At 43.9% G+C, this 26,004-nt stretch carries 29 protein-coding genes and 1 tRNA gene; 13 read left to right on the plus strand and 17 right to left on the minus strand.

All coding sequences use genetic code 11. The features are described 5' to 3' along the window. Positions 1-70: 70 nt before the first annotated feature. The 3 genes from VRU48_RS02855 to VRU48_RS02865 all read left to right on the plus strand — a co-directional run bounded on the left by VRU48_RS02855 (position 71) and on the right by VRU48_RS02865 (position 3,717). A complete protein-coding gene (locus VRU48_RS02855) occupies positions 71-655 on the plus strand; it encodes a hypothetical protein (RefSeq protein WP_330106412.1) in 585 nt (194 codons plus the stop codon). 114 nt (positions 656-769) lie between these two features. Further along, on the plus strand, positions 770-2,827 hold the full coding sequence (ppk1, locus tag VRU48_RS02860; RefSeq protein WP_330106413.1) for a polyphosphate kinase 1: 2,058 nt from the start codon (positions 770-772) through the stop codon (positions 2,825-2,827). Between the two features lie 5 nt (positions 2,828-2,832). Next, positions 2,833-3,717: a Ppx/GppA phosphatase family protein gene (locus VRU48_RS02865; protein ID WP_330106414.1), complete on the plus strand. Its 885-nt coding sequence runs from the start codon at positions 2,833-2,835 to the stop codon at positions 3,715-3,717. A 63-nt stretch (positions 3,718-3,780) separates the two neighbouring features. On the opposite strand, the gene VRU48_RS02870 is transcribed toward VRU48_RS02865, so the two are convergent. From VRU48_RS02870 to VRU48_RS02885, 4 genes are read right to left on the minus strand one after another with little or no spacing between them, the layout of a single operon-like run. Then, positions 3,781-4,386 carry an alpha-ketoglutarate-dependent dioxygenase AlkB family protein gene (locus tag VRU48_RS02870; RefSeq protein WP_330106415.1) on the minus strand — a complete coding sequence of 202 codons (606 nt, stop codon included), beginning with the start codon at positions 4,384-4,386 and terminating at the stop codon, positions 3,781-3,783. Next, a complete protein-coding gene (locus VRU48_RS02875; RefSeq protein WP_330106416.1) occupies positions 4,373-4,618 on the minus strand; it encodes an Ada metal-binding domain-containing protein in 246 nt (81 codons plus the stop codon). Before VRU48_RS02875 ends, VRU48_RS02870 begins: the two co-directional genes overlap by 14 nt. A 53-nt stretch (positions 4,619-4,671) precedes the next feature. Then, the gene (locus VRU48_RS02880; RefSeq protein ID WP_330106417.1) at positions 4,672-5,385 is read right to left on the minus strand and encodes a 2OG-Fe(II) oxygenase; all 714 of its coding nucleotides are present in this window, start codon (positions 5,383-5,385) and stop codon (positions 4,672-4,674) included. Position 5,386: 1 nt separating this feature from the next. After that, on the minus strand, positions 5,387-6,235 hold the full coding sequence (locus tag VRU48_RS02885; protein ID WP_330106418.1) for a methylated-DNA--[protein]-cysteine S-methyltransferase: 849 nt from the start codon (positions 6,233-6,235) through the stop codon (positions 5,387-5,389). Positions 6,236-6,421: 186 nt separating this feature from the next. On the opposite strand from VRU48_RS02885, the gene VRU48_RS02890 reads away from it, so the two are divergent. Genes VRU48_RS02890 through VRU48_RS02905 form a run of 4 tightly spaced genes read left to right on the plus strand, consistent with a single transcriptional unit; the run spans position 6,422 to position 9,536 of the window. Beyond that, positions 6,422-8,305, plus strand: coding sequence for a DUF7477 domain-containing protein (locus VRU48_RS02890; RefSeq protein WP_330106419.1), 1,884 nt, complete (start codon positions 6,422-6,424; stop codon positions 8,303-8,305). A gap of 6 nt (positions 8,306-8,311) precedes the next feature. Next, positions 8,312-8,728 carry a MaoC/PaaZ C-terminal domain-containing protein gene (locus VRU48_RS02895; RefSeq protein WP_330106420.1) on the plus strand — a complete coding sequence of 139 codons (417 nt, stop codon included), beginning with the start codon at positions 8,312-8,314 and terminating at the stop codon, positions 8,726-8,728. Positions 8,729-8,739: 11 nt separating this feature from the next. Further along, complete coding sequence (locus tag VRU48_RS02900) at positions 8,740-9,252, plus strand: GNAT family N-acetyltransferase (protein WP_330106421.1); 513 nt, start codon at positions 8,740-8,742, stop codon at positions 9,250-9,252. Beyond that, the gene (locus VRU48_RS02905) at positions 9,249-9,536 is read left to right on the plus strand and encodes a SemiSWEET family sugar transporter (RefSeq protein ID WP_330106422.1); all 288 of its coding nucleotides are present in this window, start codon (positions 9,249-9,251) and stop codon (positions 9,534-9,536) included. The genes VRU48_RS02900 and VRU48_RS02905 overlap by 4 nt, the downstream gene beginning before the upstream one ends. A gap of 78 nt (positions 9,537-9,614) precedes the next feature. Here the strand turns inward: VRU48_RS02905 and pgl are convergent, their stop codons facing one another. The 7 genes from pgl to VRU48_RS02940 form a co-directional block, all read right to left on the minus strand. Continuing rightward, complete coding sequence (gene pgl, locus VRU48_RS02910; protein WP_330106423.1) at positions 9,615-10,334, minus strand: 6-phosphogluconolactonase; 720 nt, start codon at positions 10,332-10,334, stop codon at positions 9,615-9,617. Positions 10,335-10,387: 53 nt separating this feature from the next. Further along, the gene (gene zwf / locus VRU48_RS02915; RefSeq protein ID WP_330106424.1) at positions 10,388-11,902 is read right to left on the minus strand and encodes a glucose-6-phosphate dehydrogenase; all 1,515 of its coding nucleotides are present in this window, start codon (positions 11,900-11,902) and stop codon (positions 10,388-10,390) included. Positions 11,903-11,983: 81 nt separating this feature from the next. After that, on the minus strand, positions 11,984-13,408 hold the full coding sequence (gene gndA, locus VRU48_RS02920; RefSeq protein WP_330106425.1) for an NADP-dependent phosphogluconate dehydrogenase: 1,425 nt from the start codon (positions 13,406-13,408) through the stop codon (positions 11,984-11,986). After that, positions 13,401-14,018: an HAD family hydrolase gene (locus tag VRU48_RS02925; protein WP_330106426.1), complete on the minus strand. Its 618-nt coding sequence runs from the start codon at positions 14,016-14,018 to the stop codon at positions 13,401-13,403. Before VRU48_RS02925 ends, gndA begins: the two co-directional genes overlap by 8 nt. Before the next feature lie 6 nt (positions 14,019-14,024). Next, positions 14,025-14,783, minus strand: coding sequence for an ROK family protein (locus VRU48_RS02930; RefSeq protein ID WP_330106427.1), 759 nt, complete (start codon positions 14,781-14,783; stop codon positions 14,025-14,027). A gap of 172 nt (positions 14,784-14,955) precedes the next feature. Further along, positions 14,956-15,264 carry a hypothetical protein gene (locus VRU48_RS02935; RefSeq protein ID WP_330106428.1) on the minus strand — a complete coding sequence of 103 codons (309 nt, stop codon included), beginning with the start codon at positions 15,262-15,264 and terminating at the stop codon, positions 14,956-14,958. 16 nt (positions 15,265-15,280) lie between these two features. Further along, positions 15,281-15,787 (minus strand): anthrone oxygenase family protein, encoded by a 507-nt coding sequence (locus VRU48_RS02940; RefSeq protein ID WP_330106429.1) that lies wholly within the window; start codon positions 15,785-15,787, stop codon positions 15,281-15,283. Between the two features lie 165 nt (positions 15,788-15,952). Here VRU48_RS02940 and VRU48_RS02945 point away from each other — a divergent pair, with 165 nt between their 5' ends. The 5 genes from VRU48_RS02945 (at position 15,953) to VRU48_RS02965 (ending at position 20,104) form a co-directional block, all read left to right on the plus strand. After that, positions 15,953-16,300 carry a hypothetical protein gene (locus VRU48_RS02945; protein WP_330106430.1) on the plus strand — a complete coding sequence of 116 codons (348 nt, stop codon included), beginning with the start codon at positions 15,953-15,955 and terminating at the stop codon, positions 16,298-16,300. Then, positions 16,297-17,307 (plus strand): ATP-binding protein, encoded by a 1,011-nt coding sequence (locus VRU48_RS02950; RefSeq protein ID WP_330106431.1) that lies wholly within the window; start codon positions 16,297-16,299, stop codon positions 17,305-17,307. The genes VRU48_RS02945 and VRU48_RS02950 overlap by 4 nt, the downstream gene beginning before the upstream one ends. 188 nt (positions 17,308-17,495) lie before the next feature. Further along, positions 17,496-18,491, plus strand: a complete 996-nt coding sequence (locus VRU48_RS02955) for an SDR family NAD(P)-dependent oxidoreductase (RefSeq protein ID WP_330106432.1) — start codon at positions 17,496-17,498, stop codon at positions 18,489-18,491. 12 nt (positions 18,492-18,503) lie between these two features. Beyond that, positions 18,504-19,232 (plus strand): SDR family oxidoreductase, encoded by a 729-nt coding sequence (locus tag VRU48_RS02960; protein ID WP_330106433.1) that lies wholly within the window; start codon positions 18,504-18,506, stop codon positions 19,230-19,232. Between the two features lie 56 nt (positions 19,233-19,288). Continuing rightward, positions 19,289-20,104 carry a helix-turn-helix domain-containing protein gene (locus VRU48_RS02965; protein WP_330106434.1) on the plus strand — a complete coding sequence of 272 codons (816 nt, stop codon included), beginning with the start codon at positions 19,289-19,291 and terminating at the stop codon, positions 20,102-20,104. Positions 20,105-20,277: 173 nt separating this feature from the next. Here the strand turns inward: VRU48_RS02965 and VRU48_RS02970 are convergent. The 6 genes from VRU48_RS02970 to VRU48_RS02995 all read right to left on the minus strand — a co-directional run bounded on the left by VRU48_RS02970 (position 20,278) and on the right by VRU48_RS02995 (position 24,609). After that, a tRNA-Ser gene (locus VRU48_RS02970) sits at positions 20,278-20,365 on the minus strand. A gap of 222 nt (positions 20,366-20,587) precedes the next feature. Next, positions 20,588-20,989 carry a hypothetical protein gene (locus VRU48_RS02975; protein ID WP_330106435.1) on the minus strand — a complete coding sequence of 134 codons (402 nt, stop codon included), beginning with the start codon at positions 20,987-20,989 and terminating at the stop codon, positions 20,588-20,590. A 379-nt stretch (positions 20,990-21,368) separates the two neighbouring features. Beyond that, entirely contained in the window at positions 21,369-22,361 is a 993-nt protein-coding gene (locus tag VRU48_RS02980) for a YihY/virulence factor BrkB family protein (RefSeq protein WP_330106436.1), read from the minus strand. A 3-nt stretch (positions 22,362-22,364) separates the two neighbouring features. After that, positions 22,365-22,775 (minus strand): acyl-CoA thioesterase, encoded by a 411-nt coding sequence (locus VRU48_RS02985; protein ID WP_330106437.1) that lies wholly within the window; start codon positions 22,773-22,775, stop codon positions 22,365-22,367. Beyond that, positions 22,775-23,830, minus strand: coding sequence for an endolytic transglycosylase MltG (gene mltG, locus VRU48_RS02990; protein WP_330106438.1), 1,056 nt, complete (start codon positions 23,828-23,830; stop codon positions 22,775-22,777). The genes VRU48_RS02985 and mltG overlap by 1 nt, the downstream gene beginning before the upstream one ends. Positions 23,831-23,835: 5 nt before the next feature. Continuing rightward, positions 23,836-24,609, minus strand: coding sequence for a PASTA domain-containing protein (locus VRU48_RS02995; protein WP_330106439.1), 774 nt, complete (start codon positions 24,607-24,609; stop codon positions 23,836-23,838). Between the two features lie 260 nt (positions 24,610-24,869). Here VRU48_RS02995 and VRU48_RS03000 point away from each other — a divergent pair, with 260 nt between their 5' ends. Then, complete coding sequence (locus VRU48_RS03000) at positions 24,870-25,853, plus strand: D-alanine--D-alanine ligase (protein ID WP_330106440.1); 984 nt, start codon at positions 24,870-24,872, stop codon at positions 25,851-25,853. The last annotated feature ends 151 nt before the right edge of the window (positions 25,854-26,004 follow it).

Below are 26,004 nucleotides of genomic sequence, written 5' to 3' on the forward strand. Positions count from 1 at the left end.
AATTTAGATGTACCGAAGACCTCGTTGATAGAGATAAAAACAAAAAACACTTCACATAACTCCAAAACAAATGAAAGCCAGTAAAACCAAAGCCAAGAAAAAAACGGCTAAAAAAGCTGTCAAAAAACAAATAGAACAAAGTCTGACCGAAAAATTCCTGGAAGCAGTTAAAGGCCTGGGCCATAACGCCGAACTCATTGCCGATGATATTGCCAAGGCCAGCAAGGCTGCAGCCAGAAAGCTTTCGAAAAAATTTAAGGAAGTAAAGCAAGCCGTAGAGCATAAAATGGAAGACTTGAAAACGCCCGAGGCTGTTGCACCAGTAAAAACCACAAAGAAAGTGGTGGCCAAAACGGTAAAAAAAGCAAGCAAACCAGTTGCAAAGCCTGTTAAAAAGGCGGTAGCCAAGGCAAGTCCGGCAGTAAGTAGCGTAAAAGTAGAGAGCATTGCCAGTGCGCAAAAAGTAGCGGCAGCCATGACAAAGGCACCGGTAAAGAAAGCAACAGTTCAACCAAAGGCGATGGAAAATAAAACCGCCACCAACCAGGCACAAGACGCCAAAAAGGCAGTGGTAAAGGCAGTAACCAATAATCCTGTAAAAAAAGTACCAGCCAAGGCCATACCTGCCAAAAAAAACACCGCGGCCAAGAAATAGGCCTTGGTTAATTCTTTTGGAGAGATTAGTTTATAATTAACACTAACTTAACACTGAAATTCGCAGATTTGAAAATCCGCTGATCAAATCGGGGGATTTTTTTGATTTGACTACATGGCTAAAAAAAAGCTACCATTTTTAAATAGAGAGATCAGTTGGCTATATTTTAATGAAAGAGTATTGCAAGAGGCTGCCGATGAGATAGTTCCTTTAATTGAGCGCATTAAATTCCTGTCTATCTTCTCTTCTAATCTGGAAGAGTTTTACCGCGTAAGGGTAGCAACGCTGAGCCGTTTGGTTAACCTGAACGAGAAAGCCAAGGCCTTGCTGGGCTTCAACCCCAAAAAGGTACTTAACGAAATCAAAAACATCGTGGTAAAGCACGAGCGCAGGTTCGAAGCCCTTTTTCAGGCTACTTTGATTAACGAACTGGCCCAAAACCGCATTTTTATTTTAAACGATACCCAGCTGAACGTAGCCAGGGGCGAATTTGTAAGGAACCATTTCAGGGATAAGATTTTGTCTAACCTGGTTCCGATCATGATCGATTTAGACGATCCTTTTCCAGAACTCAAAGACCGTTATCTTTATTTTTTCGTCAGGCTAAAGAAAAAAGGAGCCAAGAAAGGCGAAAAGTATGCGCTGATTGAATTGCCTGAAAACCTGCCACGTTTCTTGGTGCTGCCAGAAACCAACGGACTAAAGTTTATCATCTTGGCCGAAGACATTATCAAATATTGCTTAGACGATATTTTTTATGTGTTCAATTACAATCAGATCGAAGCTTTTTCTATCCAGCTTACCCGCGATGCCGAATTGGACATCGACAAAAACGTGAGCGATAAGTTTATCGAAGAGCTCAAAAATAGTCTCGATAAACGTAAAAAAGGAAAGCCGATGCGTTTGCTTTACGATGCCGAAATGCCTTTCGAAATGCTGAGCGTTTTAGTCAACAAAATGAAAATAGAGGCCGAAGGATTGATACCGGGTAACCGCTACCACCGTTTCGGCGATTTTATTGCTTTTCCTAACGTAGGTTCGAGCGATTTGGAATACGCGCCTACCATTCCATTAAAAGTTCATGGCCTGCACCGTACCGAAAGTATTTTCAACAAGCTGCACACCAGGGATTATGTGGTTAACCTGCCTTACCAATCGTACGATTACATCATTCTGTTTTTAAGGGAAGCTGCCATCGATCCGAAAGTAACCGAAATCAACATTACGCTGTATCGTTTGGCCGAAAATTCGAAGGTAGTCAATGCTTTGATCAATGCGGCCAAAAACGGCAAGAAGGTAAATTGTTTGGTCGAGCTGAAAGCCAGATTCGACGAAAAGGCCAACATTTTTTGGACCAACCGTTTGATGGAAGAAGGGGTCAACGTCAATTATGGCCTAACCGATTACAAGGTACACTCTAAAATTTGCCTGGTTAAGCGCATGGAAAAGGGCAAGGCCGTTTATTACGCCAATTTGGCTACCGGCAACTTTAACGAAAAAACCGCCCGCATTTATTGCGACCATAGCATATTTACCGCCAAGAAAGAAATTACACAAGATCTGCTCAAACTGTTCAATGCTTTGAACAAACGTACGGTGGTTAAGGATTTTAAGCACCTGATTGTATCACCATTGGAGTCTAGAAACAAAATGTATGCGCTCATTAATCGCGAAATGCGTTTTGCCAAGGCTGGCAAGCCGGCTTATATGATTTTAAAGGTAAACAGTCTGGCCGATGAGGGTATCGTGCAGAAATTGTACGACGCCAGCAATGCCGGTGTACAAATCAGGCTGATTGTGCGTGGCATTTGTTGCCTGGTTCCGGGAATACCTGGTTTTAGCGAAAACATTACGGTAATCAGCATCATCGATAAGTTTTTGGAGCATGCGCGCGTTTTTATTTTTGGCAACAACGGCAAGGAAGAGATGTTCCTTTCGTCGGCCGATTTAATGAGCCGCAACTTTGAACACCGCGTAGAGGTGGGATTTCCGGTACTTGACGAAAACGTAAGGCAAGAAATCAGGGATATCATCGAGTTCCAGCTGCAAGACAATGTGAAGGCCCGCGACATTACCAAGCTAAACAACAACAAATACCATAAAAACCGGTTGAGCACCAAAATCAGGGCTCAGGTTCAAACCTATAACTACCTCAAAAACAAACACCAGTAAAATCCATGCTAAGATACGCCGCCATCGATATAGGTTCTAATGCCGTTAGACTGCTCATTGCCGATATTACCCAAAACGAAAAGGGTTACGGATTTAAGAAGAATACCCTGGTTAGGGTGCCTTTGCGCCTAGGCGATGATGCTTTTTTGGATCACAAAATCTCGCCCAAAAAAATCGACGACCTGATCAAAACCATGAGCGCCTTTAAAAACCTGATGGACGTTTATCATGTATCAGAATACCTGGCTTGTGCAACTTCAGCGATGCGCGAGGCCGAAAACGGGTCGGAAATTATCAAAACCATCAAGACCAAAACCGATATCGATCTTGAAATTATCGAGGGGCAACGCGAGGCGAATATCATCTACTCCAACCACATTGAGCAAAACCTCGACAGCAAGAAAAATTACCTGTATATTGATGTAGGCGGTGGCAGTACCGAGCTTTCGGTGTTTGTAAACAAGCAGCCCTTGGCTTCTAAATCTTTCAATATTGGTACCATCCGTATTTTGGATAACCAGGACAAGGACGAAACCTGGGACGAAATGAAAGACTGGGTGAAGGCCAATACCAAAGACTTGAAAAATCTGGCGGGCATTGGTACCGGAGGCAATATCAATAAGCTTTTCCGCATGTCGGGCGAGAAAGAGGATATGCCATTAACCTTTTTAAAGCTCAAAACCATGTACAACGAGTTGAATTCGTATTCGTTGAAAGAGCGCATCAGTCTGCTTAAATTGAATCAAGATCGGGCCGATGTAATTATTCCTGCCTGCGAAATCTATCTCACTTTAATGAAATGGACAGGCATTAAGCAAATTTATGTGCCTAAGGTTGGCATGGTTGATGGAATTATCAATTTGCTGATCGAGGAGAATTTGGAATTGTAAAACTGCTTTGAATAACCCTTGCGAAGTTTTCAAAACTTCGCAAGGGTACTCGCTAATATAGCGCTAAACAATCATCCTGAACGTAAGGTTGACCCTGGCCTTGTTGACCAGTTTGGTAGGGGGCAGGCGATGCAACCAATGTGTTTGGGTGGTGCCTTTCATCACCAGTAAACTGCCGTTTTCTAATAATAGCGATACCGTTTCCTTGCTTTGTTTATGCTTGAAGGCAAATTTGCGTTCGGCACCAAAGCTTAAAGAGGCAATAGCTCCGTCTTTTTTCAGGTCTTTTTCTGCATCGCTATGCCAAGCCATGCCTTCATCGCCGTTATGGTAAAGGTTAAGCAGGCAAGAATTGAACTGTTCGCTCGATTTTTCCTCTGCCAAGGCTTTAAGTGCCAACAATTCGCTGGTCCACGGCAAGGCTTGTTTGGTTACTTTAGAGTAGGTGTATTCGAAAGGCTTATCGCCATACCAGGCTACCTTGCGCTTGGTTAAAATGTGTTTGCCGTAAATGATAGCCTCGTCATTTTTCCATTGGATGTTTTGGAGCAGGTTTTGAAAGTACTCGTTTGCTTGTTGGGGCAATAAAACCCGCCCATAGTAATTAACGATGCCGTCTTTAGGTAGCAAATTGGCTTTCGTATCGATTAGGGTGCTAAACAAGTCCATTTTTCCAGTTTTGGTAGTCGCGCAACAGGCAACGTGCGCAAGGCCGATAGCCCAAATTTACAGCTTCTGTTACAGATTGAAAGAAAATACGGTTCTCGCTTTTCATTCTTTTGCCCGATGCGCAGCTCAGCAATCCGTAAATTTTCAATTTTTTGTTGCCCGCCAATTTGATATCGCCACTGGCTCGTTGTATGGCTATTTCCTTCAGTTGTTGGTAAGGATATTTGTTCATTGGTTTAGGATAGTTGCACCTGCGACGTTTTTGAAACTTCGCAAGTATTCTCGTCAAGTGGTTGCATCGTGAAAAATAATGCCCAGGGTATGTCGTTCGCCACTGTGCACTTCGCTTACCCCATGGCGCATGGCCGTACGGTAATAGCCCCTAGTGCCTTTGGTTGGCCTAAAATTGGTAGTAAAGGCAAGTACATCACCTCTTTTGGGCTTCAGTACAATGGCTTTCGATTGTGCCCGTAGGTTTTGTTGGGTCAGCACAAACTCGCCTCCGGTATAGTCCTGTTCGGGCTCGTTAAGGAAAAGCAAAATCTGGATAGGGAAGAAGGTATCGCCATAAAGATCCTGATGCAAGGTATTGAAACCGCCTTTTCCGTATTTTAAAATGAGCACTGTGGCCTTTTGCTGGCCGTTTTCATGGCAAATGCTTAAAAAATCTTCATGCCGATCGGGATAATGGGTGTCGATATTCAAGGCCCGCATCCAGGCATTGGCAATGGGAGCCAGCAATTGATAAAAATGCGTTCTTATCGTTTGGATGGTTTCGGGAAGGGGATAACCAAAGTATTTGTATTCGCCCAAACCAAAGCGATAGCGCTCCATAACCACTGTTTTCCGGTAATGGGCCTGCTCCGGATAAAGTGCAATCAAATCGGCGCACAATTGTGCTGGAAGCAGGTTGGGCATCAAGGCGTAGCCCCGCTCGTTCATGTCTTCTGCCAGTTTCATCACGTTGATGCTGGCCAGTTTTTCCTGTAAATCCATCATCTTAAATAGCCGAATCGATTTGTGCGGCTTCCCAACCCAGCATGGCGTTTTTCCTGATTTGCCCCCAGTGGTATTGGCCAAAATGGCCCGACGATTGAATGACACGATGGCAAGGGATGAGAAAAGCAATGGGATTATCGCCAACGGCAGAACCTACAGCCCTCGAAGCATTGGGATTACCCACCGCCTTGGCCAAATTTCCGTAGGTAGTGAGCTGACCGAGCGGTACTTTGAGCAGGGTTTCCCATACTTTGAGCTGAAAAGGCGTTCCTTTCAGGTGCAGTTTGATTTTTGAAGGCTCGCTCCAGTTCTGATCGAAGATTTGCAGGGCCGATTCCTGTATTTCGTCCTTTTTTTGCTGATAACTGGCCAAAGGAAATTGTTTTTTCAGTTCGTCGAATGCTTGCGCTTCGTTATCGGCAAAGGCCATGTAGCAGATGCCTTTGGTGGTAGAGGCAATAAGCAGCTGTCCGAACGGCGTTTGGGCATAGCTGTAATTGATGCGCAGGTTTTCGCCTCCGTTTTTAAATTCGCCAGGGGTCATGCCCTCTACGTTTACAAAAAGATCGTGCAGACGTCCGGTACCCGATAAGCCGGTTTGCAAGGCCGCATCGAACAATGTAGACTGTTGGTCTTTTAATACCTGCTTGGCATAATTGAGGTTGAGGTATTGCAGGAATTTTTTCGGACTTACACCTGCCCATTCACTAAACAATCGTTGAAAATGAAAAGGGCTCAGGTTTACTTTTTCGGCCAATTCATCTAAATCGGGTTGCGATTTAAAGTTTTCTTTCAGATAGCTGATGGCTTCGGCTATGCGGTAATAATTGATGTTGGCTTGTGTATTCATCTTTTTATGATTTGATTATTCAAAGGTACCGCACCTGTGCCTGCAATGAAACCCGAAACTTGCTCACTTGATTGAGCCGAGGTTTATAAACCAGCCATATTGGGCTCAAAAATACAAACTGGTTTGTATTTTTTAAGTTGTTTGGGCAAGCTAGCTTTGATTGTTTAAATAACCATTCCTACTGTGATGAAAAAGACGCTTTTTCTTTTGTTTGTTGTGGTTCTCTCACAATTGGCCAAAGCACAGAACTGTCCGCAAGGTACCGTTCAGTTTGCGTTTACGCCAGCTCAAAACGTTCAGGTAGTGGCTTGCAAGCAAACGGAGGTGAGCTTGGGCAAGCAAAGCGTATTTTGGGGCGTAAAAAACCTGACCAACGACAAGCTTTACGTCAAGTTTGTGAAAGTGGTTACTACAACTTGTGGCAAGGTAATGAGGTCTAACGGAGATACCTACCTTAAGCCCGGTGAATTTGTGGGTGGAACAACATTTTCTGGCGAGATTACTTTCGAAACCCAGGTTTGGAAGGAAGATTGCAACGACCCCAAAAACCGCATCCAATCTATTGCCTACGAAGGGTTGACTATTCGCAATATTTCCGAGGAAGAACGCAAAAAAGAACAGCAACGTAATGCTACGGCACCTAAAAGCAACCAAAGTCCTGCTGCTCCAAGCAAGACCACCAATACCCAGCCAAGTACTACTACTGCTACCGGCAATGTGCCAAGACCACAGGAGCAACCGCGCCAGCCTCAGGTTTCGCAGCAACAAATTGCCCAACAGCAGCAACGGCAGCAATTGATACAGCAACAGCTTAATCAGCTGAGCCAAAAAAGCCAGGCCCAAGCCAATGTAGCCAACAGTTTGCTCAGTGGTTTGGCTTCCATCTTAAACAGTAGCCAGGCGCGCAATGCCAAACGGAACATCGCATCAGACAACGACGAAAGAGACCGGCAATTTGAGGAACTGAAAAGCCAATTGAAAGAAGGCAACGGACATTTGGTAGCATGCAGCAGCTGCGATGGCGAAGGCTATACCGAATGTCGGGTTTGTGGTGGCGAGGGCGAAAAAAAATGTTCGAGCTGCAATGGCAAAGGCGGAGAAACCTGTCCGGTTTGTAGAGGTTCTGGCAAAGGTTCTTTTAACATGGCCTGCACCTATTGCTTTGGCAAAGGCACCAAAGATTGCCTGATTTGTGGCAACACCGGCAAGGAACTGTGTACTACCTGCAACGGCTTGGGCAAAAGGTTTTGTACCTCGTGCAGGGGAACTGGGCAGAAATTTGAACGTGATTATGGACAGCCTGCTCCGGCTTACAATCCAACTCCCGCTGAACCTGTACCCAATTACAATTACAGTGCACCAGTAGTAAGGGCCGTGCCTTTTGAGATGCAGTCTTTCCAGCTCGATTTCAGCCAAGACTGGTTAAAGAAAAAATGGAACGAAGAGCATTACCATATCACCAGTATTTTGTCGAACAAGGGCAAATACACTTTGGTCATGTCGACCAATTCTGGTTATACTGCGCAGATTTACCGCACCAAAAAGACATTTCCGGCCGATACGATTAAAAAATACTGGGATTTGGGTTATCACATTACCGATTTAACGGGCGATGCCATCAATGGTTGGCGCGTCGTACTTTCCAAAAATTCGGGGCTTAATGGCCAATCCTACAAATATGATACTGCCTTGCCATTGGCTTACATTAAGGAGTATTGGGACAAGGATTATTACATCACCTCGACGGCATCCGATAAAAATGGAACTTGGGCGGTGGTCATGTCAACTTCGGCTCCGTTTACGGCACAATCTTACCAATACGAAACCGCTGTTCCGGCAGCGTTCATCAAAACCTATTGGGACAAGAATTATTACATCACCAGTGCCGCGGTTAATAAAGGCGTGTGGCTGGTTGTGGTTTCGCAAACGCCTTTGTACAAGAGCCAGTCGTACAAAGTCAGTGATGTTTTTCCAACCGATTGGGTAAAGGAATATTGGGACAAAGGCTATCGCATTACCACTATTGCCGAATCGGGCAAATGGCTTGTGGTGATGTCGCAGTTTAATTAGAAAATTATGCAAGCGCCGAAAGTAGGAGATGTGTTTAAGCATGACTTCATATTTACCGATGATCAGATATTAACTTATGCCATGCTCTCTGGCGATAGTAATCCCATACACGTCACTGCGCAATATGCTGCGCAAACCGATTTCGGACGTTGCATTGTACATGGTTATTTTTCTATCAGTGTTTTTTCCAAAATCTACGGAACGCTTCTTTATCCCGACGGACATATTTTGATTAGCCAATCTGCCAAATACATTAAGCCCTTATTTACGGGAACTGATTATGTAGCGGTAATTACGGCAAAAGCGCTGTTGCCAACAAAAAACAGGGTAATGTACCAAAACGATATTATTGATCGATACACCGGCGAACTTAAAATAACGGGTGAAGCTGTTTTAATGAATAAGCAGTACTATAACTGGTAAATAAGATAGTTATGGGTAACAAACTGGAAACCATTAGTATCAGGTTGGCGCTTGACGAGGATTTTGAAACTATTTATGCCATTTGGCTCGAAGGAATCGAAAATTCATTTGATAAAAAAGCTGCCGATGAGCAGGCTGTCAGACAGAAATTCAGATCGAACTTTCAAGAACGCCAAGGCATTTTCAATTATTGGGTTGCTGTTGATGTTAATCGGGATATATTGGGCTGGCAATCGCTTATCAGGTACTCTAACAATCCTTTTAGGCAAAATACCTATGCCGAGAGCAGTACCTACATTGCAAAGCAGACCAGAACCAAGGGAGTGGGAAAGCTATTGCTCGAATACATGTTAAAAGAAGCCGAAAAAAGCGAATTGGAATATGTAATTGGCTTTGTTTCACTAACCAATGTGGCCGCTAGAAAGATTACCGAAGAAACCGGATGGATTGAGGTTGGGATTATTCCGCCCCCAAAGAAAGGCGACTATATTTTTCCCAAATCTTTTTTAGTGAGGCCGGTATGACACGAGATATACTCATCCAGTTGGTAGGTGCCCTTACGCTTATCGCATCTTATGCGATTAAGCTCATCGGTTTTCCTGAACAGATTCAAAAAATCAGGAAATCCAAATCGACTAATGGCATTTCAAAATCGCTTTTCGTCACCTCTTTTATCTCTTTCGTGCTTTGGACTGTCTATGGTCTGTTAAAGGAGGATTGGGTAATTGTTTTGGCACAGGGCCTAGGTGCCTTAGTTGGCGGAATACTTTTGTTCTATATATGGAAGTATGGACAACAAAAAGAATGACGTTTAAGGAAAGGCATCATCAAAAAGCCCAACGAGTTATCATTAACTTGTTGGGCTTTTGGTTTTAGACTAATTTAATTAAAGCATGCTCGTAGCCGCCTTGTCGGTAAACCAGTCTAAATGGCCGTTTACCGGTGCAATGAGTTGCGAAGGGTAGAGGTCGTAGTTTTTTTCGCCCTTGCCCAATACATGGCTTAAGGCATTGGCTTTGCCTTCGCCAAAAGTAAGGAAAGCCACATTTTTGGCTTGGTTGATCAGTGGAGCAGTAAAACTAACGCGATAAGTATCCAGTTTTTCTACAAATACAGCCGCTACCGTTTTAGCCGTATTTTTTACCAAATCGGTGTGAGGGAAGATTGATGCCGTATGCGCATCGTCGCCCATGCCCAGCAAAATCAGATCGAATACAATTTCTTGGCCTCCAAAATGCTCATCCAAAGCCTTTTTATAGGCTTGCGCGGCTTCGGCTGGTGCCAAGGTGGTATCTACATAAAAAATATGTGATGCTGGTGTTTGCAGGTTGTCGAAAAGATTTTCCTTGGCCATTAAGCCGTTATAGTCTTTATGGTTAGGCAGTACGGTTCTTTCGTCGCCAAAAAAGAAATAAACTTTGCTCCAGTCTATTTGGTCTTTGTAAGTGGTTGAAAGCGCCTGATACAATGCCTTTGGCGAATTGCCACCAGTCAGCACAAAATCAAATCTGTCTTTAGCCACAATGGCCTCATTGGCGATTTTGATGATGTAATGGGCCAGCTTTTCGGTCAGCTCGGCGGTGGTATCGTAAATGTGTAAGTTCATTTGATATAGATTTCGTCATAGCGAGTCCTTTTTGGGCTCGCTATGACGTTGGGTTATTCTTTTTCTTTGATGGGTAGGGTAAACCAGTGGAAACCATCCCTTGCAATCAGGGCTTCGGCTTCTTCCGGTCCCCAGCTGTCGGCTGGATAATTAGGGAAGTTCAGCGAAGTTTTATTTTCCCAGGTATTGATAATCGGCATCACCAATTCCCAAGCGGCTTCTACCTGATCGCCACGCATAAACAAGGTCTGGTCGCCTTCCATGGCATCCAACAACAAGGTTTCGTAAGCTTCGGGGGTATCGGTATCGTAAGTGCCTTTGTAATCGAACACCATATCAACAGGGTTCAGCACCATGTCAACGCCAGGCCTTTTGGCCTGTACCTGCAAGCGGATGCTCATTTCGGGTTGTAGGCTGATAATCAATCGGTTTTGTTGCCAGATTTCGGCCACGTTAGAAGAAAAAATATGGTGCGGTACATCTTTAAACTGAATGGTAATCAGCGAAGAAGTTTGGTTCAGGCGTTTTCCGGTTCTGAGGTAAAAAGGAACGCCTTGCCAGCGCCAGTTGTCGATGTGGAATTTAACGGCCGCAAAAGTTTCGGTATTCGAATGCGAATCAACGGCGTTTTCATGGCGATAGCCCGGTACTTCCTTGCCTGCCACCCAGCCTTTGCCATATTGGCCACGCACCGAATTGTAGCTTACTTCTTCAGGCTTAAACGGACGCATGGCTTTCAATACCTCCACTTTTCTATCCCTGATTTCGTCGGCATCAAAAGAAATAGGCGCTTCCATACCCACCAAGCACAACAATTGCAACAAGTGGTTTTGGATCATATCTCTCAAGGCGCCAGAACCCTCGTAATAGCCTCCACGATCGCCTACGCCCAATTGCTCGGTTACCGAAATCTGCACGTGGTCAATATAGTTCCGGTTCCAAAGTGGCTCGAACAGTGAGTTGGCAAAGCGGAAAGCCATCATGTTCTGTACGGTTTCTTTACCCAAGTAATGGTCTATGCGGTAAATCTGCTTTTCGGTAAAAATCCCATCCAGCAAGAGGTTAAGTTCTTTAGCGCTTTCCAAATCGTGACCAAATGGCTTTTCTACCACAATGCGGCTGTTGCTTTCGTTGCCGGTTAGTTTGTATTTTTTGAGACATTCGGCAATGAGCGGAAAGAAGTTAGGCGCCACAGCCAAGTAATAGATCACCTGGGTATCTTCGCCAAATTCGGCCTTGTATTTTTCGATGTTTTCCTTCAGGTCTTCAAAAGTTTTTTGCGAGGTAATGTCAATCGGGCAATAGTGGATGTTAACCCCAAACTTTTCCCATTTATCGGCTTTTACCTTGCCGTTTCTCGAAAACTCGTTAATGCTGTCGAGTAGTTCCTGCTGATATTTCTCATCAGTAAATTCAGTTCTTCCGGTTCCGATGATGGAGAACTTTTCGGGCATGTACCCCTCGGTGTACAAATTGTACAGGGCAGGGGCCAGCTTGCGTTTGTTTAAGTCGCCAGTACCACCAAAAATGATAAATATGGTTGGTTTTAGATTACTTGCTTTTTTCATTTTTTTTGAATTGGGATGAATCGATTGTGCGCCGATCTGGCCACAAGGGTTCATGATATATTGTGCTTTCGCTATCTTCTGTTAGTCGTTTTTTTGGTTCCAATCGGCATGGAAAATGCCTTCGCTGTCGATTCGCTCAAAAGTATGGGCACCAAAGAAATCGCGTTGGGCCTGGGTGAGGTTAGAAGGCATGCGACCGGTTTTTAAGGTATCGAAATAAGTAAGAGCCGAAGCAAAGGCCGGAATGCCAATACCTGCTTCAACTGCTGCGCTTACCACGGTACGCGTACCTTTTAAACTCTGCTTAATCTTAGCTTGGATGGCCGGATCGGCATATAAATGTGCCAGTTCAGGGTTTTTGCTGTAAGCTTGGTAAATGTCTTCCAAAAACTCGGCCCTGATGATGCAGCCACCTCTCCATATTTTGGCAATCTCGGCCAAGTTGAGTTCGTATTTGTATTCGATAGAGGCTTGGGTAAGCAAATGCATGCCTTGTGCGTAGGCCGCCACCATGGCAAAATAGAAGGTTTCTTCCAAGTGCGCAATAAAATCGCCTTCGGTTTTGATTGGGCTTGATGGACCAAAAGCCTCGCCAAGCGCAACACGAAGCGTTTTGAGTTTAGAAAGGTTCCTGGTCGACACAGCGGCGTCGATGGTCGGAATAGGCACTTCAATGTCCATGGCCACCTGCGAAGTCCATTTGCCTGTTCCTTTCGATTTGGCTTCATCTTTGATCTCATCGACCAATAAATTGCCTGTTTTGACGTCTTTGAACAAGAAAACGTCTTTGGTAATTTCCATCAAGAACGATTGCAAACGGCCTTTGTTCCAATCGTCGAATACCTTTTGGATTTGCTGGTTGTCATAGTTCAATCCGTTTTTCAGGATTTCGTAGGTTTCGGCCAACAATTCCATAATGGCATATTCGATACCGTTATGGGTCATTTTAACAAAGTGGCCGGAAGCACCCGGACCGATATAGGTTACGCAGGGATCGCCATTTACCTTGGCCGAAACGGCTTCGAGCATATCCTTAACTACGGCATAAGCCTTTTTATCACCGCCAGGCATTAAGCTAGGGCCGAATCGGGCGCCTTCTTCGCCACCAGAAATGCCCATGCCGAAAAAGTGCAGGCCTTTGTCTTTCAATTCCAGCGATCTTCTGCTGGTATCCGTAAAATGCGAGTTTCCGCTGTCTATAATGATGTCGCCTTTGTCTAAAAGTGGTTCCAATTCCAAAATCACACTGTCAACAATAGGGCCTGCAGGCACTAAAAGGATAACGGTTCGCGGGGTTTGCAGGCTTTGTACAAATTCCTTGATGTCTGAAAACCCTTTGAGGTTATGGGCTTTGCCATCCTCTTCAAAGATCTGGATCATCTTTTCGCTTTTATCGTATCCGGTTACCGCAAAGCCGTTGTCGGCCATATTCAAGAGCAAATTACGTCCCATGGTGCCTAAGCCAACCATGCCGAAAGCGTAGGGTGCTGTTTTATCGTTATTCATGTGTGGATTGATTTATACTTTCTAAAATTGTTTTACTTTGTTCAAAGCCTTCGTGTACAAAGGCATTAATGCCCATTTGTTTGGCAATGGCCACGTGGATGGCCCTGTCGTCGAAATAAAGGCAATGTTTGGGTTCTACATGGGCAATGCCCAAGGCGAGTTTGAAGATGCAGGGATCGGGTTTGGAATAGCCCACTTCGCAAGAAGAAATGAAGGCATCGAAAAGCTGGTCGAGCCCGAATTTGTCTATCCGGTAATCGTTAAATTCCTTGCCCTCGTTGTTCACGGCAAACACCCTGATCTGGCTTTTTTGTTTCCACTCGATGAGCCAAGGCAGGAAATGAGGCAACAAGGTTGATTTGGAAAACATAAACGCCCTGAAATCGGCTTTGCTAAACGAGCGTGGCTTGTTAAAAATAACCGAATCCAAATATTGCTCGAGGTTTAATTTTCCGTTTTCGAAAAGCGGAAAGGCTACCGAATGGTCTTTTTCGAAGGGTATGGGGTCTAATCCGAACCGCTCTACCGCTTCCATTCTGGCCTTGTGGTTCCAGCCATCGCTTAACAGCACGCCCCCAATATCCAAGAAGAGCAGCTTAATGTCTTTCATCAGTGTTTATTTTTTATCGGGATAAGTTGTATGAACATGGTATTTTTCTTTGGCCTGCCACAATTTGGCGCCGCCCTTAATGCCGTCCTTGTTAGAAACCAGTTTAATGTTGTCGTCTAGCTTGAAGTTGATTTCGCTTGAATTGCCTCCGCCTATATACAACACATCATAGTTGAATACGGTTTTATAAGTGGCAATGATGTTTTGTAAACGCTTGTTCCACTTTTTCTTGCCTACTTTTTCAAAACCTCTGTCGCCAATATAGTCGTCGTAGTCTTCTTTTTTGTTTACAGGCAGGTGCGAAAGCTCCAAATGGGGCAACAATTCGCCATCAAACAGCAATGAGGTGCCAAAGCCGGTACCCAGGGTAAATACGATTTCGAAGCCTTTGCCACTTACAATGCCCAATCCTTGCTGGTCGGCATCGTTAATGAGGCGAACGGGTTTGCCAAACAGGTTGCTTACCTTTTGGGCCAGGTCTACATTGTTCCATTGGTCTGGTGCCAAGTTTGGCGCAGTTTGTACAATCCCAAGCTTAACATAACCCGGAAATCCGATAGATATCTTGCCAAAATCAGACAAGTCTTTGGTCAGGCTTTCGATAGCCTCTAAAACGGCCTGTGGCGTAGATTTTTTGGGCGTAGGGGTCTTTCTAAAATCGGTTAGCAATTTGCCCTGCTGACTAAGAATGCAAGCCTTGATGTTGGTGCCACCGATATCGATAGATAAGATATTGCCTTGGGGTGCTTTGTTTTGTTGAGGCATAAGCGCTGGTTGATGTATTTTGATCAAAAACCGTTATTGGTATCAAACAAACAAAAATACAACCATTAAGTTAGCTATACGATAATATTTGTGTAATAAGTTGGGCTTAATTACTAACAAAAACCAACTATTGTGGATTAAAACGGATAGAGTGGCAAAACCGGCCGGTTATTTAACCAAATATTAAAACCTTGGGCTTTTTATTGACCATGCTGCCTAGCGGTTCATTGGTTTCGATGTGCTTAAAATAAAGCGGGTTGCCGTCTTTTATTTTCTTTTTGAGGCAACAGTACAGGTAAAGGCACTTGATCCAGTTGAGTGCCGTTGCCTTATCTTTCCAGATTTGAGGATAAAGCGATACTTCGTTACCAGCAAAGCTGATCAGGTTTTTGGCCTCCAGCTCCTTTACATTGGCTATAATTTGTGCAGTTTGCTGGGCGATATTGGTTTTTACGGCTACCTTTTTATTGGCGTAAATCATGTCCAAATATAGGCAATCATTTGCTTTGGTTAAAAATGCAGGCCAAAACCGTTAGGACAAAACTACCTGCCGATGCCCAGGTACGGATGGCATGTAAGGCATTCCAGCTGGTTTCGAACAGGGCTCTTTGTTTGGCTAATGCTTCGGGCGTAGCCGTGCTGAGGTCAAATTTGTCCAAGGCATCGTTTAAAGGCACGTTGCCAAAGGCGGTTACGCCAAAAACGGCAACGATATACAGGATGCTGGCACTGAGCAAAAGCCAAAATCTTGTTGACGGCGCAGGCGTATAGCTGAAATAGGTGCTTAAAGGCAACAGCACCAACGCGCCCATAAAGCTGCAAAAGAACACGGGGTTGAGAATGGCACGGTTAATAGCCTGCATGGCCGATAGGTAGCCGAAATCGGTCAGGGTTTTTAGGCCCGGATTTACCGAACAGGAATAGCTGTAAAACAAACCTGCAATCAAGCCGCAGGCAATGGTGGTTATGGCCAAAATAAAGATGCTCATGCTTGTTCTTTTCATGCTTGGCCAAACTTAACGAATTTAATGCGCCGCTACAAGCTATACATTCTCCAAAACCGGTTTTGGAAGCGGGTGGATGTTCATAATTTTTACATTTGATTTGGTGAACCTATTTAGGGATATATTTGCGAAACCGGCACGGGAAAACCAAAATAAATAAATTCTATGAAAGATGGCGTTAAATATACAGTTAGCCTAAGCTTTGAGGAAATCAAATTGCCTCCATTTCAAGACATCCTGATTTTGGGCAGGGATGGGGCGCAGGGGCGCATAGGCCTTTCAAGATCTTTCGAACTGCTTATTCCCAACGGTTTTGAAACCATTCCGATTGACGAAGACAACGTAGAAGCCATTTTTGTGAATAAAAAAATCCTGCGCAAACTTCCTGTCGATCGCCTAATTGCCATACTTAAGGAAAAAGTATTCCCCTTTGTATCAAAAGAAGAATTGATCAGGGTCGATTGCCGAATTAATATTGCTCTCAATAATATTGAATTAGAACATCGAACATGATCAGTCAGCTATTTAGAAGAGAATTTAAAACCGTGGGCGCCTACGATGGAACGGTAATGGCCAAAAAAATGGTTCAGGAAAGCGGTGCGGTAATTGTAATGGAAGATAACGTGCCTCTGGGTTTGTTGTCGCCAGAAGATTTGGCCACCAAACAGTATAACCTGGTGATCGATTGTTTGTCGGAAAAACCAAAAATCGATATCAATCAGCCATTGGCCGAGGTAATCGATTTGATGAAGAAATGCCGGGTAGATGCGCTGCCCGTTTACGATGATGGAAAATTGATTGGGATTATCCATAAAAACGATATCCTCGATTATTTTGTACAATCGATAGAAATGCAGCGGACTGCGGTTCAACAGATCGTTCATGACCTTAAAAACCCCATTTCCAATATCAGTGGTTTGCACGAGCTCCTCGGACAGAATATCATAAAAGATGAGAACAAAGCCCTGCTGGCTTATTCGCAACAGGCTTGCGATCATGCAACAGAAATCTTGAACAACATCCTCATTGCCGAACGCAATAACAATGGTACGGCGAGCAAAAACAAAATAGAGCTCGGTAGCTTTTTAGCCGACTGTTTAGCCGAAATAAAAGGCAATGCCAGCCTAAAGGAAATCAAACTGGCGAACCATGTGTCGCAAGAACCTTATTTTGTGTCGACCGACCGTAGAAAATTGGCCCGTGTTATCCATAATTTGCTATCCAATGCCTTGAAGTTTACCCCGCAGGGAGGAGAAATTGCCCTTTCTTTGGCAATCGAGGCAAAACAATATACCATCGCCATCGCCGATACGGGCGTGGGTATTCCATTGGCTATCCAACCTTATATTTTTCAGAAATTTACGCTGGCCAACCGTTTAGGTACCAGTGGCGAAAATTCGACCGGCCTCGGCTTGTCTATTACCAAAGAACTCGTTGAGCAATTGGGAGGCCACATCGATTTTAAGAGTGTAGAAGACACGGGTACTACTTTCTTTCTTCAGTTTAATTTACAAGATTAAGGGCTTAAAATTAGCCTGTCAGATTCTCCAATTGTTAGTCGGCTATGAGGCTGGTTAATGCTGTAGCTTTTTTAAGGCCATGCTTTCCTGCTATATGACATTTTCAGCAAAGTAAATTGACATTTACAACAAAACGGTCTTGCCAATTCCAAGGTAATTTTGTCTTATAACATTTAAATCATAAAAAAATGAGACAAAGTAATGATCAAGGGGCGTTGCAGCAACCAGTAGGTTCTGGATTTAACGCCAAATCAACTGCCGCAGAAGTGATGGAAGGCATCAATCTTTCGGGTAAAACCGCAATCGTAACAGGAGGGAATACAGGCATTGGCTTGGAAACCACAAAAAGACTTGCCGAGGCCGGGGCTTCGGTCATTGTGTTGGCAAGAGATGTTGAGAAAGCGAAACAGAATCTAGCCGGAATTAATGGGGTAACCATAGCAGCGATGGATTTTATGGCTCCTGATTCTATCGACGCCTTTGCCGCCAAATTCATTGCCTCGGCAAAGCCCTTGCACCTGCTCATCAACAACGCAGGCATCATGTGGGTGCCCTTGCGCAGAGATGCACGTGGCATTGAGGCGCAGTTGGCTACCAATTACCTGGGACAGTATCACCTAACGGCCAAATTGTTTCCGGCATTAAAAAAAGCCAATGGGGCCAGGGTAATCAATCTTTCCTCGCTTGGCCATCAGTTTGGCGATTTCAATTTTGAAGATCCGAATTTTCTGCATCGCGAATACGAAACCTTGCAGGCTTATGGCCAATCGAAAACGGCAACCAATCTTTTTTCGCTCCAACTCGACCACCTGGCCAAAGCATTTAAGGTGAGGGCCTATGCGGTTCATCCTGGGTCTATTGGTGGCACGGAACTGGCCAGAGAGGCTTCGCTGGAAGAGTTTCAAAAACTGGGCTATCTCGATGCCGACGGCAACATGAAGCCAGAAGTAGCCGCACAGCTCAAAACCATACCGCAGGGCGCGGCAACAAGCGTTTGGTGTGCTACAAGCCCGCTACTCGATAACATCGGTGGCGTTTACTGCGAAGATGTAGAAGTAGCAAAATTGGCTACTGGAGATTCTGTCGAATCCTCAGGCGTTAAAGCTTACTCGCTCGACGAACATCGCGCCAAGAAGCTTTGGCAATTAAGCGAAGAACTGGCAGGCGCATATTTTGAATTTTAACAGCATCACATCATGAAAAAATTTGAAGGAAAAATAGCCCTGATCACCGGAGGGAACAGTGGCATAGGCTATGCAACAGCCAAAGAGCTGATTGCCGAAGGAGCAACCGTAATTATAACCGGCCGGAGAAAAGAAGCCGTTGAAAAGGCTGCGCTTGAACTGAATGCCATTGCCATGGTGGCTGATCAGTCTGATGTGGTTGCGATTAAAGGCCTAGCCGAAAGGGTAGGCCATCGGTTCGGGAAACTGGACATCATGTTGGTCAATGCCGGAATTACCAAATCTGCCTTGATCGAAGCAACCTCGGAAGAGTTGTTTGACGAGGTGATGAACGTCAATTTTAAAGGCGCTTTCTTTACGCTGAGCAACTTTATTCCCTTGCTCAACAACAATGCTTCGGTAATTCTGCTGTCTTCCAGTTCGGCACATATTTCGCCAAGAACCGCTTCGGTATATGCCGCAAGCAAATCGGCGCTGAATACCTTGATGAAAATTGCGGCACTAGAGCTCGCAGACCGAAAAATCAGGGTCAATGCGGTAAGTCCCGGACCGGTAAGTACCGAAATTATGCAGAAGATAGGGCTTAACGACAATCTTGAACAGCTCATGCTAAATTCAATTCCGTTGCAACGGTTCGGCACGGCCAACGAAGTAGCCAAACTAATTTGCTACGTAGCCAGCCAGGACGCCGCCTTTATAACAGGATCTGAATTTTTGATTGACGGTGGACAAAGCGCCTAGGGCCTTTAGCATAGCAAAGCGCAACAAATCTTTTTTATATTTACAGAAACACCAATATGGAACACGTCTCGAAATACCTGACCAAAGAAATCAAGCTTTCCAGTTATGAAGACAAGCTTTTCAAGTCCGACTTGATGTTTGATGACCACATGCTGGTATGGTTCATTTCTGGCGAGACCAAGATTATCCAGGCCGACAAAACCTATCATTTTGAAACCGGCGATATTTTCCTGATTCCGCGCAACCAATTGGCCACCATTATCAATTATCCCAAAGGAGGCTTGCCTCATCAAACGGTAGTGATGCACTTGTCTGCCGAACGTTTGAAACATTTTTATGAGAAGGTTGAGCTACCCCAAAAAATTGTTCCTGAGCAACGTTTATACCGTTTCAGCAATCATCCCTTGTTGCAGAGCTGCATGGCCTCACTCGTCCCTTATTTTGATGTACGGGGCGAATTTCCGGAAGAAATAGCTTCGTTGAAGATTACCGAGGCTATTTCAATTCTCCGATCTATCGATCAGAATGTGGATAATGTATTGGCTAATTTTAATGAGCCTGGCAAAGTTGACCTGATCGGTTTTATGGAAAAGAACTTCATGTTTAACTTGCCCTTGGAAAAACTTGGTTATCTCACTGGCAGGAGCCTTTCTACCTTTAACCGCGATTTTAAAAAGCATTTTAGTACAACGCCACAAAAATGGATGATTGATAAACGGCTCGAGCTGGCCTATTATCATCTGGCGGAGAAAAAGAAAAAAGCGAAGGATGTTTACCTGGAAGTTGGATTTGAAGACCTGTCGCATTTTTCGTTTGCCTTTAAAAAGAAATACGGCATAGCGCCTACGCAATTGAGATCAGTACCGGGGTAAACACTGTAAGAATGTGCACGAAAAAGGGTTAACGAGTCAGGCTTGCCAAAATTTAATGGATTTTTTTGTTTTGGCTGATTTGTTATGGGGCTGATTTTGTTTTGTTGTTGATAATCAGTTTGTTGTGTATTGATTCGAGCATAAAAAAAGCGTCTTTAAGACGCTTTTTGTTTTGGCGGAGAGTGAGGGATTCGAACCCCCGGACCTGTTACAGTCAACAGTTTTCAAGACTGCCGCAATCGACCACTCTGCCAACTCTCCGGCGCAAAAGTACAAACTCTAATTAATTCTACAAACTCAGATGTAATCTTTTTTGCGTTGTAGGGCTAATAGCCTAGAAATGAAGCAGAAAATTTTAAACTAATTTTAACCTCGGCTTAACAAAGGCCGTTTTTTAAGAAAATGAAGTCGACAGAAAATTTTAAATTTTTTAGAAAAAGGATAAAAAATCTAGAAATACCGGCTTTAGTTGAAAATTAGGGATTAGGCCTTGCCTATATTTTTTCGGAACAGCCAAAAAAGCAAGCCATAAACCGTTGAGGTGGTTATGAAAAAGATAAGCGTTAATCGGTCAAGAAAAATTTCTTCGTAACTGATAGACCGGATGTCGGGATCGCTAGAAAAAGTGAGTAGGGCAGCGAGAACCATTACAATGATCAGCAAGGTGAGTATAGCGTAGGAGGTAACATTCTGCAACCCTTTCTTTTTGGTTATGATCGATTGAAGAATGAGTCCCCATAATAAAAAGGCAATCCACACGATAGGGCTGATCATGAGAAAGAATAAGCCTCCATAGCCACTTGAGGCACCGGGACCAGCTATAAGCGCAATAGTCAGCAAAATGGTGATGATAAGCGCTAGGAAGAGGTGTTGTTTAAGTTTCATTGGCTTTTTATTTTTCTTCAGGTTTGCCCTGTTAAATTTGATCAACTGCCGCTTGTTGATGAAGAACACCAACAAGGGCGAATTTCTCTTCAACTTACAAATGCCTTAATTCCTAAATGTTAAAACTATAAGCTTTCGCACATCTATTGGTGAAGAACACCAACAAGGGTCGTGCCTGAAATGCCTTAATTCCTAAATGTTAAAACTATTAGCTTTCGCATATCTGTTGGTGAAAAACACCACCAAGGGCCACAACTTACAAATCTCTTAATGGTAAAAACAATATCGGCGTTGCTTTAACTTTATCATATCTATTAGTGAGGAACACTAACAAGAGCTATGCCCAAAAATCTCTTAATTTCTAAAGGGTAAAACAATATCAAGACTTCTCCAGTTTCTCTTCAACTGGCATATTTTTCTTAAACAGGTTGAAATTTGGCCTGATAATTTTTACGCTCCGTTTAGAAAGATCTACACTGGCATTCAGCTCAAAGCCAATAAGCAGGATCAGCGAATTGAGGTAAAGCCAGATCATTACCACGATTAAAGTGCCGATAGAGCCATATATCTTGTTGTAGGCGCTAAAATTATTGATGTAGAAGGAAAATCCCCAAATGGTAAGAAAAGCGAGTATAGTGGCCAGCCAAGAACCCGCGCTAAAGAATTTCCATTTCTTGGCGTGTGCCGGACCATAACGGTACAGGATAGAAACCGTGAGGAAATACAAGGTGCCCAGTAAAGTCCATTGCGTGAGCTGGATGGCGTACGAAGTGAGATTGCCCTTGTAATGAAGCTCGTTTTTTAAATAGGTAAGCAGGATTTCTCCAAGCGCCATGGCGATAATGCACACAATTACGGAGAAAGCAATAATCACGGTCAAAAGTACCGCAACCAACCTGCGCTTCAGCCAGCTGCGGGTTTCTACAATAAGCGACGACTTGTTAAAGGCTTTCATCAAATTGTGTACGCCATTGGTGGCAAAAAAAAGCGATAGCACAAAACCGATAGACAACAAGCGTCCGTTTTGAATATTTACGATTTCATTCAGCGTGTTTTCGAAAGCTAAAAAGGCATTTTCAGGCAAAACCAGGGCAATGAGTGCCATCAGTTGGCCCTGAAAGCCAATCCGCTTCGGAATGTAAGGGATAAGCGTAAACAGGAAGATAATGGCCGGAAAAATAGCCAGCAAAAAATTGTAGGCTAACGACGAAGCTTTGTTGACCAAGGTATCTTTGCCAATTTCCTTAAAAAAGAAAGTGGCTACGGTATAAAGAGGCAAGGGGCTAAAACCAGGTAATACACAGACTTTGGTCCATTCGATAAATAAAGAATAGAGCCTCAGTTTTAACAATTGTCTGTGTATCCAGTTCATGGGCTAGCTAAAATATGGCCTCACGTTTTTCATGAAATTTTCGGGTGGCGGACAAGGTCTGCGCGTTTGCCGGTTCACAAAAACCAATAAGGTACTGCCTGTATTGATCAGTTCATTAGCTTCGTTATAAATCTCGTATTCTACATTCAGCCTAACCGTTGGCAATGTCCTTACAATAGACTTGATGGTCAGCACCTGATTGTACAGCGCCGGCTTGATAAATTTAGAATGCATCTCTAAAATCGGCAACATCACGCCATCGGCTTCCATCGATTCGTAGCTCATACCCGAACAGGCCTCAAAACATTCGGTTCTGGCCAGTTCGTAATATTGGGCATAATTGCCATGGTGCACCACGCCCATTTGGTCGGTTTCTGCGTAACGAACCCTTACTTTGCTCTCGTATACAAACATTATTTGAAGATATTGCGTTTGTTTAAGGCCTCTCTGTATTTCTTGGCATTGATTTCGTGCTGTGCCTGCGTTTCGGCAAAATTGTGGTAGCCTGAAAAATCCTCTTTGGCACACATGTAGATGTAGTTATTCTTTTCTGGGTTCAAAACCGCATCAATCGCTTTAATGCTAGGCATGGTGATAGGGCCTGGGGGCAAACCGGCATACTTGTAGGTGTTGTATTTCGAATTTACCGCCAATAGCGCGTTGGTTACTCTTTTTACGGTAAAATCGTCATTGGCAAAAATTACTGTAGGGTCTGCCTGCAATAAAATGCCACGGTTTAAACGGTTGAGGTACAAACCGGCAATGGTAGGCATTTCTTTGTCGTAAAGCGCTTCAGAATCTACGATAGAAGCCAAAATGGTTACTTGAATGGGATTGAGGTTAAGGGCAGCGGCTTTGCGTTTGCGCTCGTCGTTCCAAAATTTGACGTATTCCTTTTGCATTTTTTCAAAGAAATCCATCGGACTGATATTCCAATACAACTCGTAAGTGTTAGGAACAAACATGGTGTAGACATTATCGCTATTGAAGCCGTATTTCTCGATCAACGCTGCGGAGTCAATCACTTTGATAAAAGCCAAAGAGTCTGATTCCATGTTTTTGGCTAAATAGGCCGCAAAGTTTTCTTTTTTCCTGATGTTCTGGAATTTTAATTTCACCGCATCCTGATTACCCGCTTTGATTTTGTTGATCAGGGTACGATTGTTCATGCCTTCTTTTACGGCATAGCGGCCAGGTTTCAGGTTGTTGGCCAAATTCATCTTTTCGGCTGCGGTTTGAAAAGAGCCGATGTTGTTCAGGGCTTCTTTCTCTTCCAATTCTTTGAGCAATTGGTCGAAAGAACTACCGGTTCTCACAAAAATATAAGCTGTTTTGCCACTCACGTTCGGAGCAAAATAGGTAGAATACAGTTTGATGCCATAAAATCCGGCAATAAGCAATACAACGATGGCAATGCCTAGTACAATTTTGGTGTTCTTTTTCAATGGTTTTTTATTTTCGGTGCTCATTAGGCTTATTGTTTGGGTTTGTTGGATAGGATGATATTGATTGGCGTGCCGATTTTTACCTTGGTCAGGGTATCGGCCACTGCCGGGTATTGGCTTACGATTACTGCATTTGCGGTGTCGGTAATCGCACCTTCGTAGGTAATTGTTCCGAGGCTCAGCATGAGGCCTTTGAGCGAGAAGCGCGCCTCGTCTATGGTAAGTCCGTTAAGGTTAGGCAATTCGATGTCCTCATTGCCCCGGCCATCGCCCAAGATTAGGCTTACCCTCGATCCCGTAGGCAGAATTTCTCCCGCTTTTATCGGCTGACCACCAAATAAGGCACCGAGTACTACATCTCTGGCTACGTCTGGTTTGTAGGTAGTATCGCCCAATTTTAAGCGATAGCTTTCTAAAATGGCTTGAGCCTCTCTCAACGATTTGGTTTCTATATCAGGGAATTTCACATTCGGCGCCTGCGAAGTATTAATGGTGAGGTAAATGGTTCTGTTGGCCTTTACAAAAGTATTGGCATCAGGGTCTTGGTCGGTTACAATGCCTGGAGGTTTGTCCATCATGTACACCGAATCGAGCTCGTAGCGCAGGCCCAATTCTTCCAGTTTGCTCACCGCCTGTGCAACGGTAAGTCCTTTAACCTCTGGCACGTTTAAGCCTTCGCCATGCTTGGTATAAAAGCGCAGGCTAAAAAAAGCAATCAGCAACAAGCCGACAACGGTACCAATGGCACCCAATAAATTATTCCTAAAAGATCTTGTTTTAAGGTACGCAGTAAAATTGCCCATTTATATTGTTAAGTGATGGAATGTATAATGTCCAAATTTAGCTTAAAAAAATATTTTATCTCAATTAAAATCGAAACAGCCTAAAGTGAACGGACAATCCGTAAAATTAATTGTTCCATTACTAAACTGTTTTATATTTTTGGAGCAAATTCCAAGCCTAATTTTCAATTGAGCATGAGTTTGTCGCGATTTTGCCTATTTCAGAAAATAAAGTAAAAACATGACTGATTCATTGTCCTTGAAATACAAACGATAAACTGATGAAAAAAACGATCGCATTATTAACAGGAGGTACAACCGGCGAATGGGTGGTATCTGTAAAAAGCGCCGCAACCATAGCGCAAAACCTCGACCCTCAAAAATATGAGGTCTATAAAATAATGCTTTCCGAGAATGGATGGTTTTACGAACCTGCCGATTCCGTAAAAATTGAAATAGACAAGAATGATTTCTCGCTGACCCTTAATGGCAGGAAAATCAAATTTGACGGTGTTTTTATCGCTATTCATGGTTCGCCGGGCGAGGACGGAAAACTGCAGGGTTATTTCGATATGATCGGTTTGCCTTATACCACCTGCAATGCCCTTACATCGGCCATTACCATGAACAAAGGCTATACCAAGGCCATTGTAAACGGCATCAAGCATTTGCACGTGGCCAAATCTGTGCAGATTTTTAAAAATGGCGATTATAGCCTAGACGATATCAAGAAACAGTTGAAGCTGCCTTATTTTGTAAAGCCTAACAACGGTGGTAGTAGCATTGGCATGAGCAAAGTAAAGCATGCGGATGATTTGGAAGAGGCCCTAACCAAGGCATTTAAAGAAGATAATCAAATCCTAATTGAGGAATTTGTTGAGGGCAGGGAATTTTCGGTAGGCGTTTTTCGTGCCAAGGGCAAAGTAACCGTATTGCCTGCTACCGAGGTTATTCCGGCCAATGAATTTTTCGATTTTGAAGCCAAATATACGCCGGGTGCTACCGAAGAAATTACGCCAGGCCGAATGACAGAGGAAGAAAAAAACAGGGTAGAAGAAGTCGTAGCAGCCGTTTACGAGCAGTTAAACTGTAACGGCGTGGTTCGTATCGACTATTTCTTGGAACACCAAACTGGCAATTTTTACTTCATCGAAATCAATACCATTCCGGGGCAAACGGCTACCAGTTTCATTCCGCAACAAGTAGCGGCCATGGGCATGCAACTGAAAGATTTCTACACCCAAATTATCGAAGAAACGATTTAACGGTGTTTCGATAAAAACAAAAAGGTCTGGAAATTTTTCCAGACCTTTTTTGTAAGCACATAAATTCCCCTCCACTGGAGGGGTGCCAGAAAGGCGGGGTGGTTAAGCGTACAGCGTATTGCGAATTGCGTATAACAAACCGCTTTACGCT

The organism is Pedobacter albus, from assembly GCF_036324255.1.
GTDB lineage: Bacteria > Bacteroidota > Bacteroidia > Sphingobacteriales > Sphingobacteriaceae > Pedobacter > Pedobacter albus.

Bases quoted from the DNA above. Each gene is read 5' to 3' on its own strand.
- VRU48_RS02855 (WP_330106412.1), top strand. From the start codon at position 71: ATGAAAGCCAGTAAAACCAAAGCCAAGAAAAAAACGGCTAAAAAAGCT.
- ppk1 (WP_330106413.1), top strand. From the start codon at position 770: ATGGCTAAAAAAAAGCTACCATTTTTAAATAGAGAGATCAGTTGGCTA.
- VRU48_RS02865 (WP_330106414.1), top strand. From the start codon at position 2,833: ATGCTAAGATACGCCGCCATCGATATAGGTTCTAATGCCGTTAGACTG.
- VRU48_RS02870 (WP_330106415.1), bottom strand. From the start codon at position 4,386: ATGGACTTGTTTAGCACCCTAATCGATACGAAAGCCAATTTGCTACCT.
- VRU48_RS02875 (WP_330106416.1), bottom strand. From the start codon at position 4,618: ATGAACAAATATCCTTACCAACAACTGAAGGAAATAGCCATACAACGA.
- VRU48_RS02880 (WP_330106417.1), bottom strand. From the start codon at position 5,385: ATGATGGATTTACAGGAAAAACTGGCCAGCATCAACGTGATGAAACTG.
- VRU48_RS02885 (WP_330106418.1), bottom strand. From the start codon at position 6,235: ATGAATACACAAGCCAACATCAATTATTACCGCATAGCCGAAGCCATC.
- VRU48_RS02890 (WP_330106419.1), top strand. From the start codon at position 6,422: ATGAAAAAGACGCTTTTTCTTTTGTTTGTTGTGGTTCTCTCACAATTG.
- VRU48_RS02895 (WP_330106420.1), top strand. From the start codon at position 8,312: ATGCAAGCGCCGAAAGTAGGAGATGTGTTTAAGCATGACTTCATATTT.
- VRU48_RS02900 (WP_330106421.1), top strand. From the start codon at position 8,740: ATGGGTAACAAACTGGAAACCATTAGTATCAGGTTGGCGCTTGACGAG.
- VRU48_RS02905 (WP_330106422.1), top strand. From the start codon at position 9,249: ATGACACGAGATATACTCATCCAGTTGGTAGGTGCCCTTACGCTTATC.
- pgl (WP_330106423.1), bottom strand. From the start codon at position 10,334: ATGAACTTACACATTTACGATACCACCGCCGAGCTGACCGAAAAGCTG.
- zwf (WP_330106424.1), bottom strand. From the start codon at position 11,902: ATGAAAAAAGCAAGTAATCTAAAACCAACCATATTTATCATTTTTGGT.
- gndA (WP_330106425.1), bottom strand. From the start codon at position 13,408: ATGAATAACGATAAAACAGCACCCTACGCTTTCGGCATGGTTGGCTTA.
- VRU48_RS02925 (WP_330106426.1), bottom strand. From the start codon at position 14,018: ATGAAAGACATTAAGCTGCTCTTCTTGGATATTGGGGGCGTGCTGTTA.
- VRU48_RS02930 (WP_330106427.1), bottom strand. From the start codon at position 14,783: ATGCCTCAACAAAACAAAGCACCCCAAGGCAATATCTTATCTATCGAT.
- VRU48_RS02935 (WP_330106428.1), bottom strand. From the start codon at position 15,264: ATGATTTACGCCAATAAAAAGGTAGCCGTAAAAACCAATATCGCCCAG.
- VRU48_RS02940 (WP_330106429.1), bottom strand. From the start codon at position 15,787: ATGAAAAGAACAAGCATGAGCATCTTTATTTTGGCCATAACCACCATT.
- VRU48_RS02945 (WP_330106430.1), top strand. From the start codon at position 15,953: ATGAAAGATGGCGTTAAATATACAGTTAGCCTAAGCTTTGAGGAAATC.
- VRU48_RS02950 (WP_330106431.1), top strand. From the start codon at position 16,297: ATGATCAGTCAGCTATTTAGAAGAGAATTTAAAACCGTGGGCGCCTAC.
- VRU48_RS02955 (WP_330106432.1), top strand. From the start codon at position 17,496: ATGAGACAAAGTAATGATCAAGGGGCGTTGCAGCAACCAGTAGGTTCT.
- VRU48_RS02960 (WP_330106433.1), top strand. From the start codon at position 18,504: ATGAAAAAATTTGAAGGAAAAATAGCCCTGATCACCGGAGGGAACAGT.
- VRU48_RS02965 (WP_330106434.1), top strand. From the start codon at position 19,289: ATGGAACACGTCTCGAAATACCTGACCAAAGAAATCAAGCTTTCCAGT.
- VRU48_RS02975 (WP_330106435.1), bottom strand. From the start codon at position 20,989: ATGAAACTTAAACAACACCTCTTCCTAGCGCTTATCATCACCATTTTG.
- VRU48_RS02980 (WP_330106436.1), bottom strand. From the start codon at position 22,361: ATGAACTGGATACACAGACAATTGTTAAAACTGAGGCTCTATTCTTTA.
- VRU48_RS02985 (WP_330106437.1), bottom strand. From the start codon at position 22,775: ATGTTTGTATACGAGAGCAAAGTAAGGGTTCGTTACGCAGAAACCGAC.
- mltG (WP_330106438.1), bottom strand. From the start codon at position 23,830: ATGAGCACCGAAAATAAAAAACCATTGAAAAAGAACACCAAAATTGTA.
- VRU48_RS02995 (WP_330106439.1), bottom strand. From the start codon at position 24,609: ATGGGCAATTTTACTGCGTACCTTAAAACAAGATCTTTTAGGAATAAT.
- VRU48_RS03000 (WP_330106440.1), top strand. From the start codon at position 24,870: ATGAAAAAAACGATCGCATTATTAACAGGAGGTACAACCGGCGAATGG.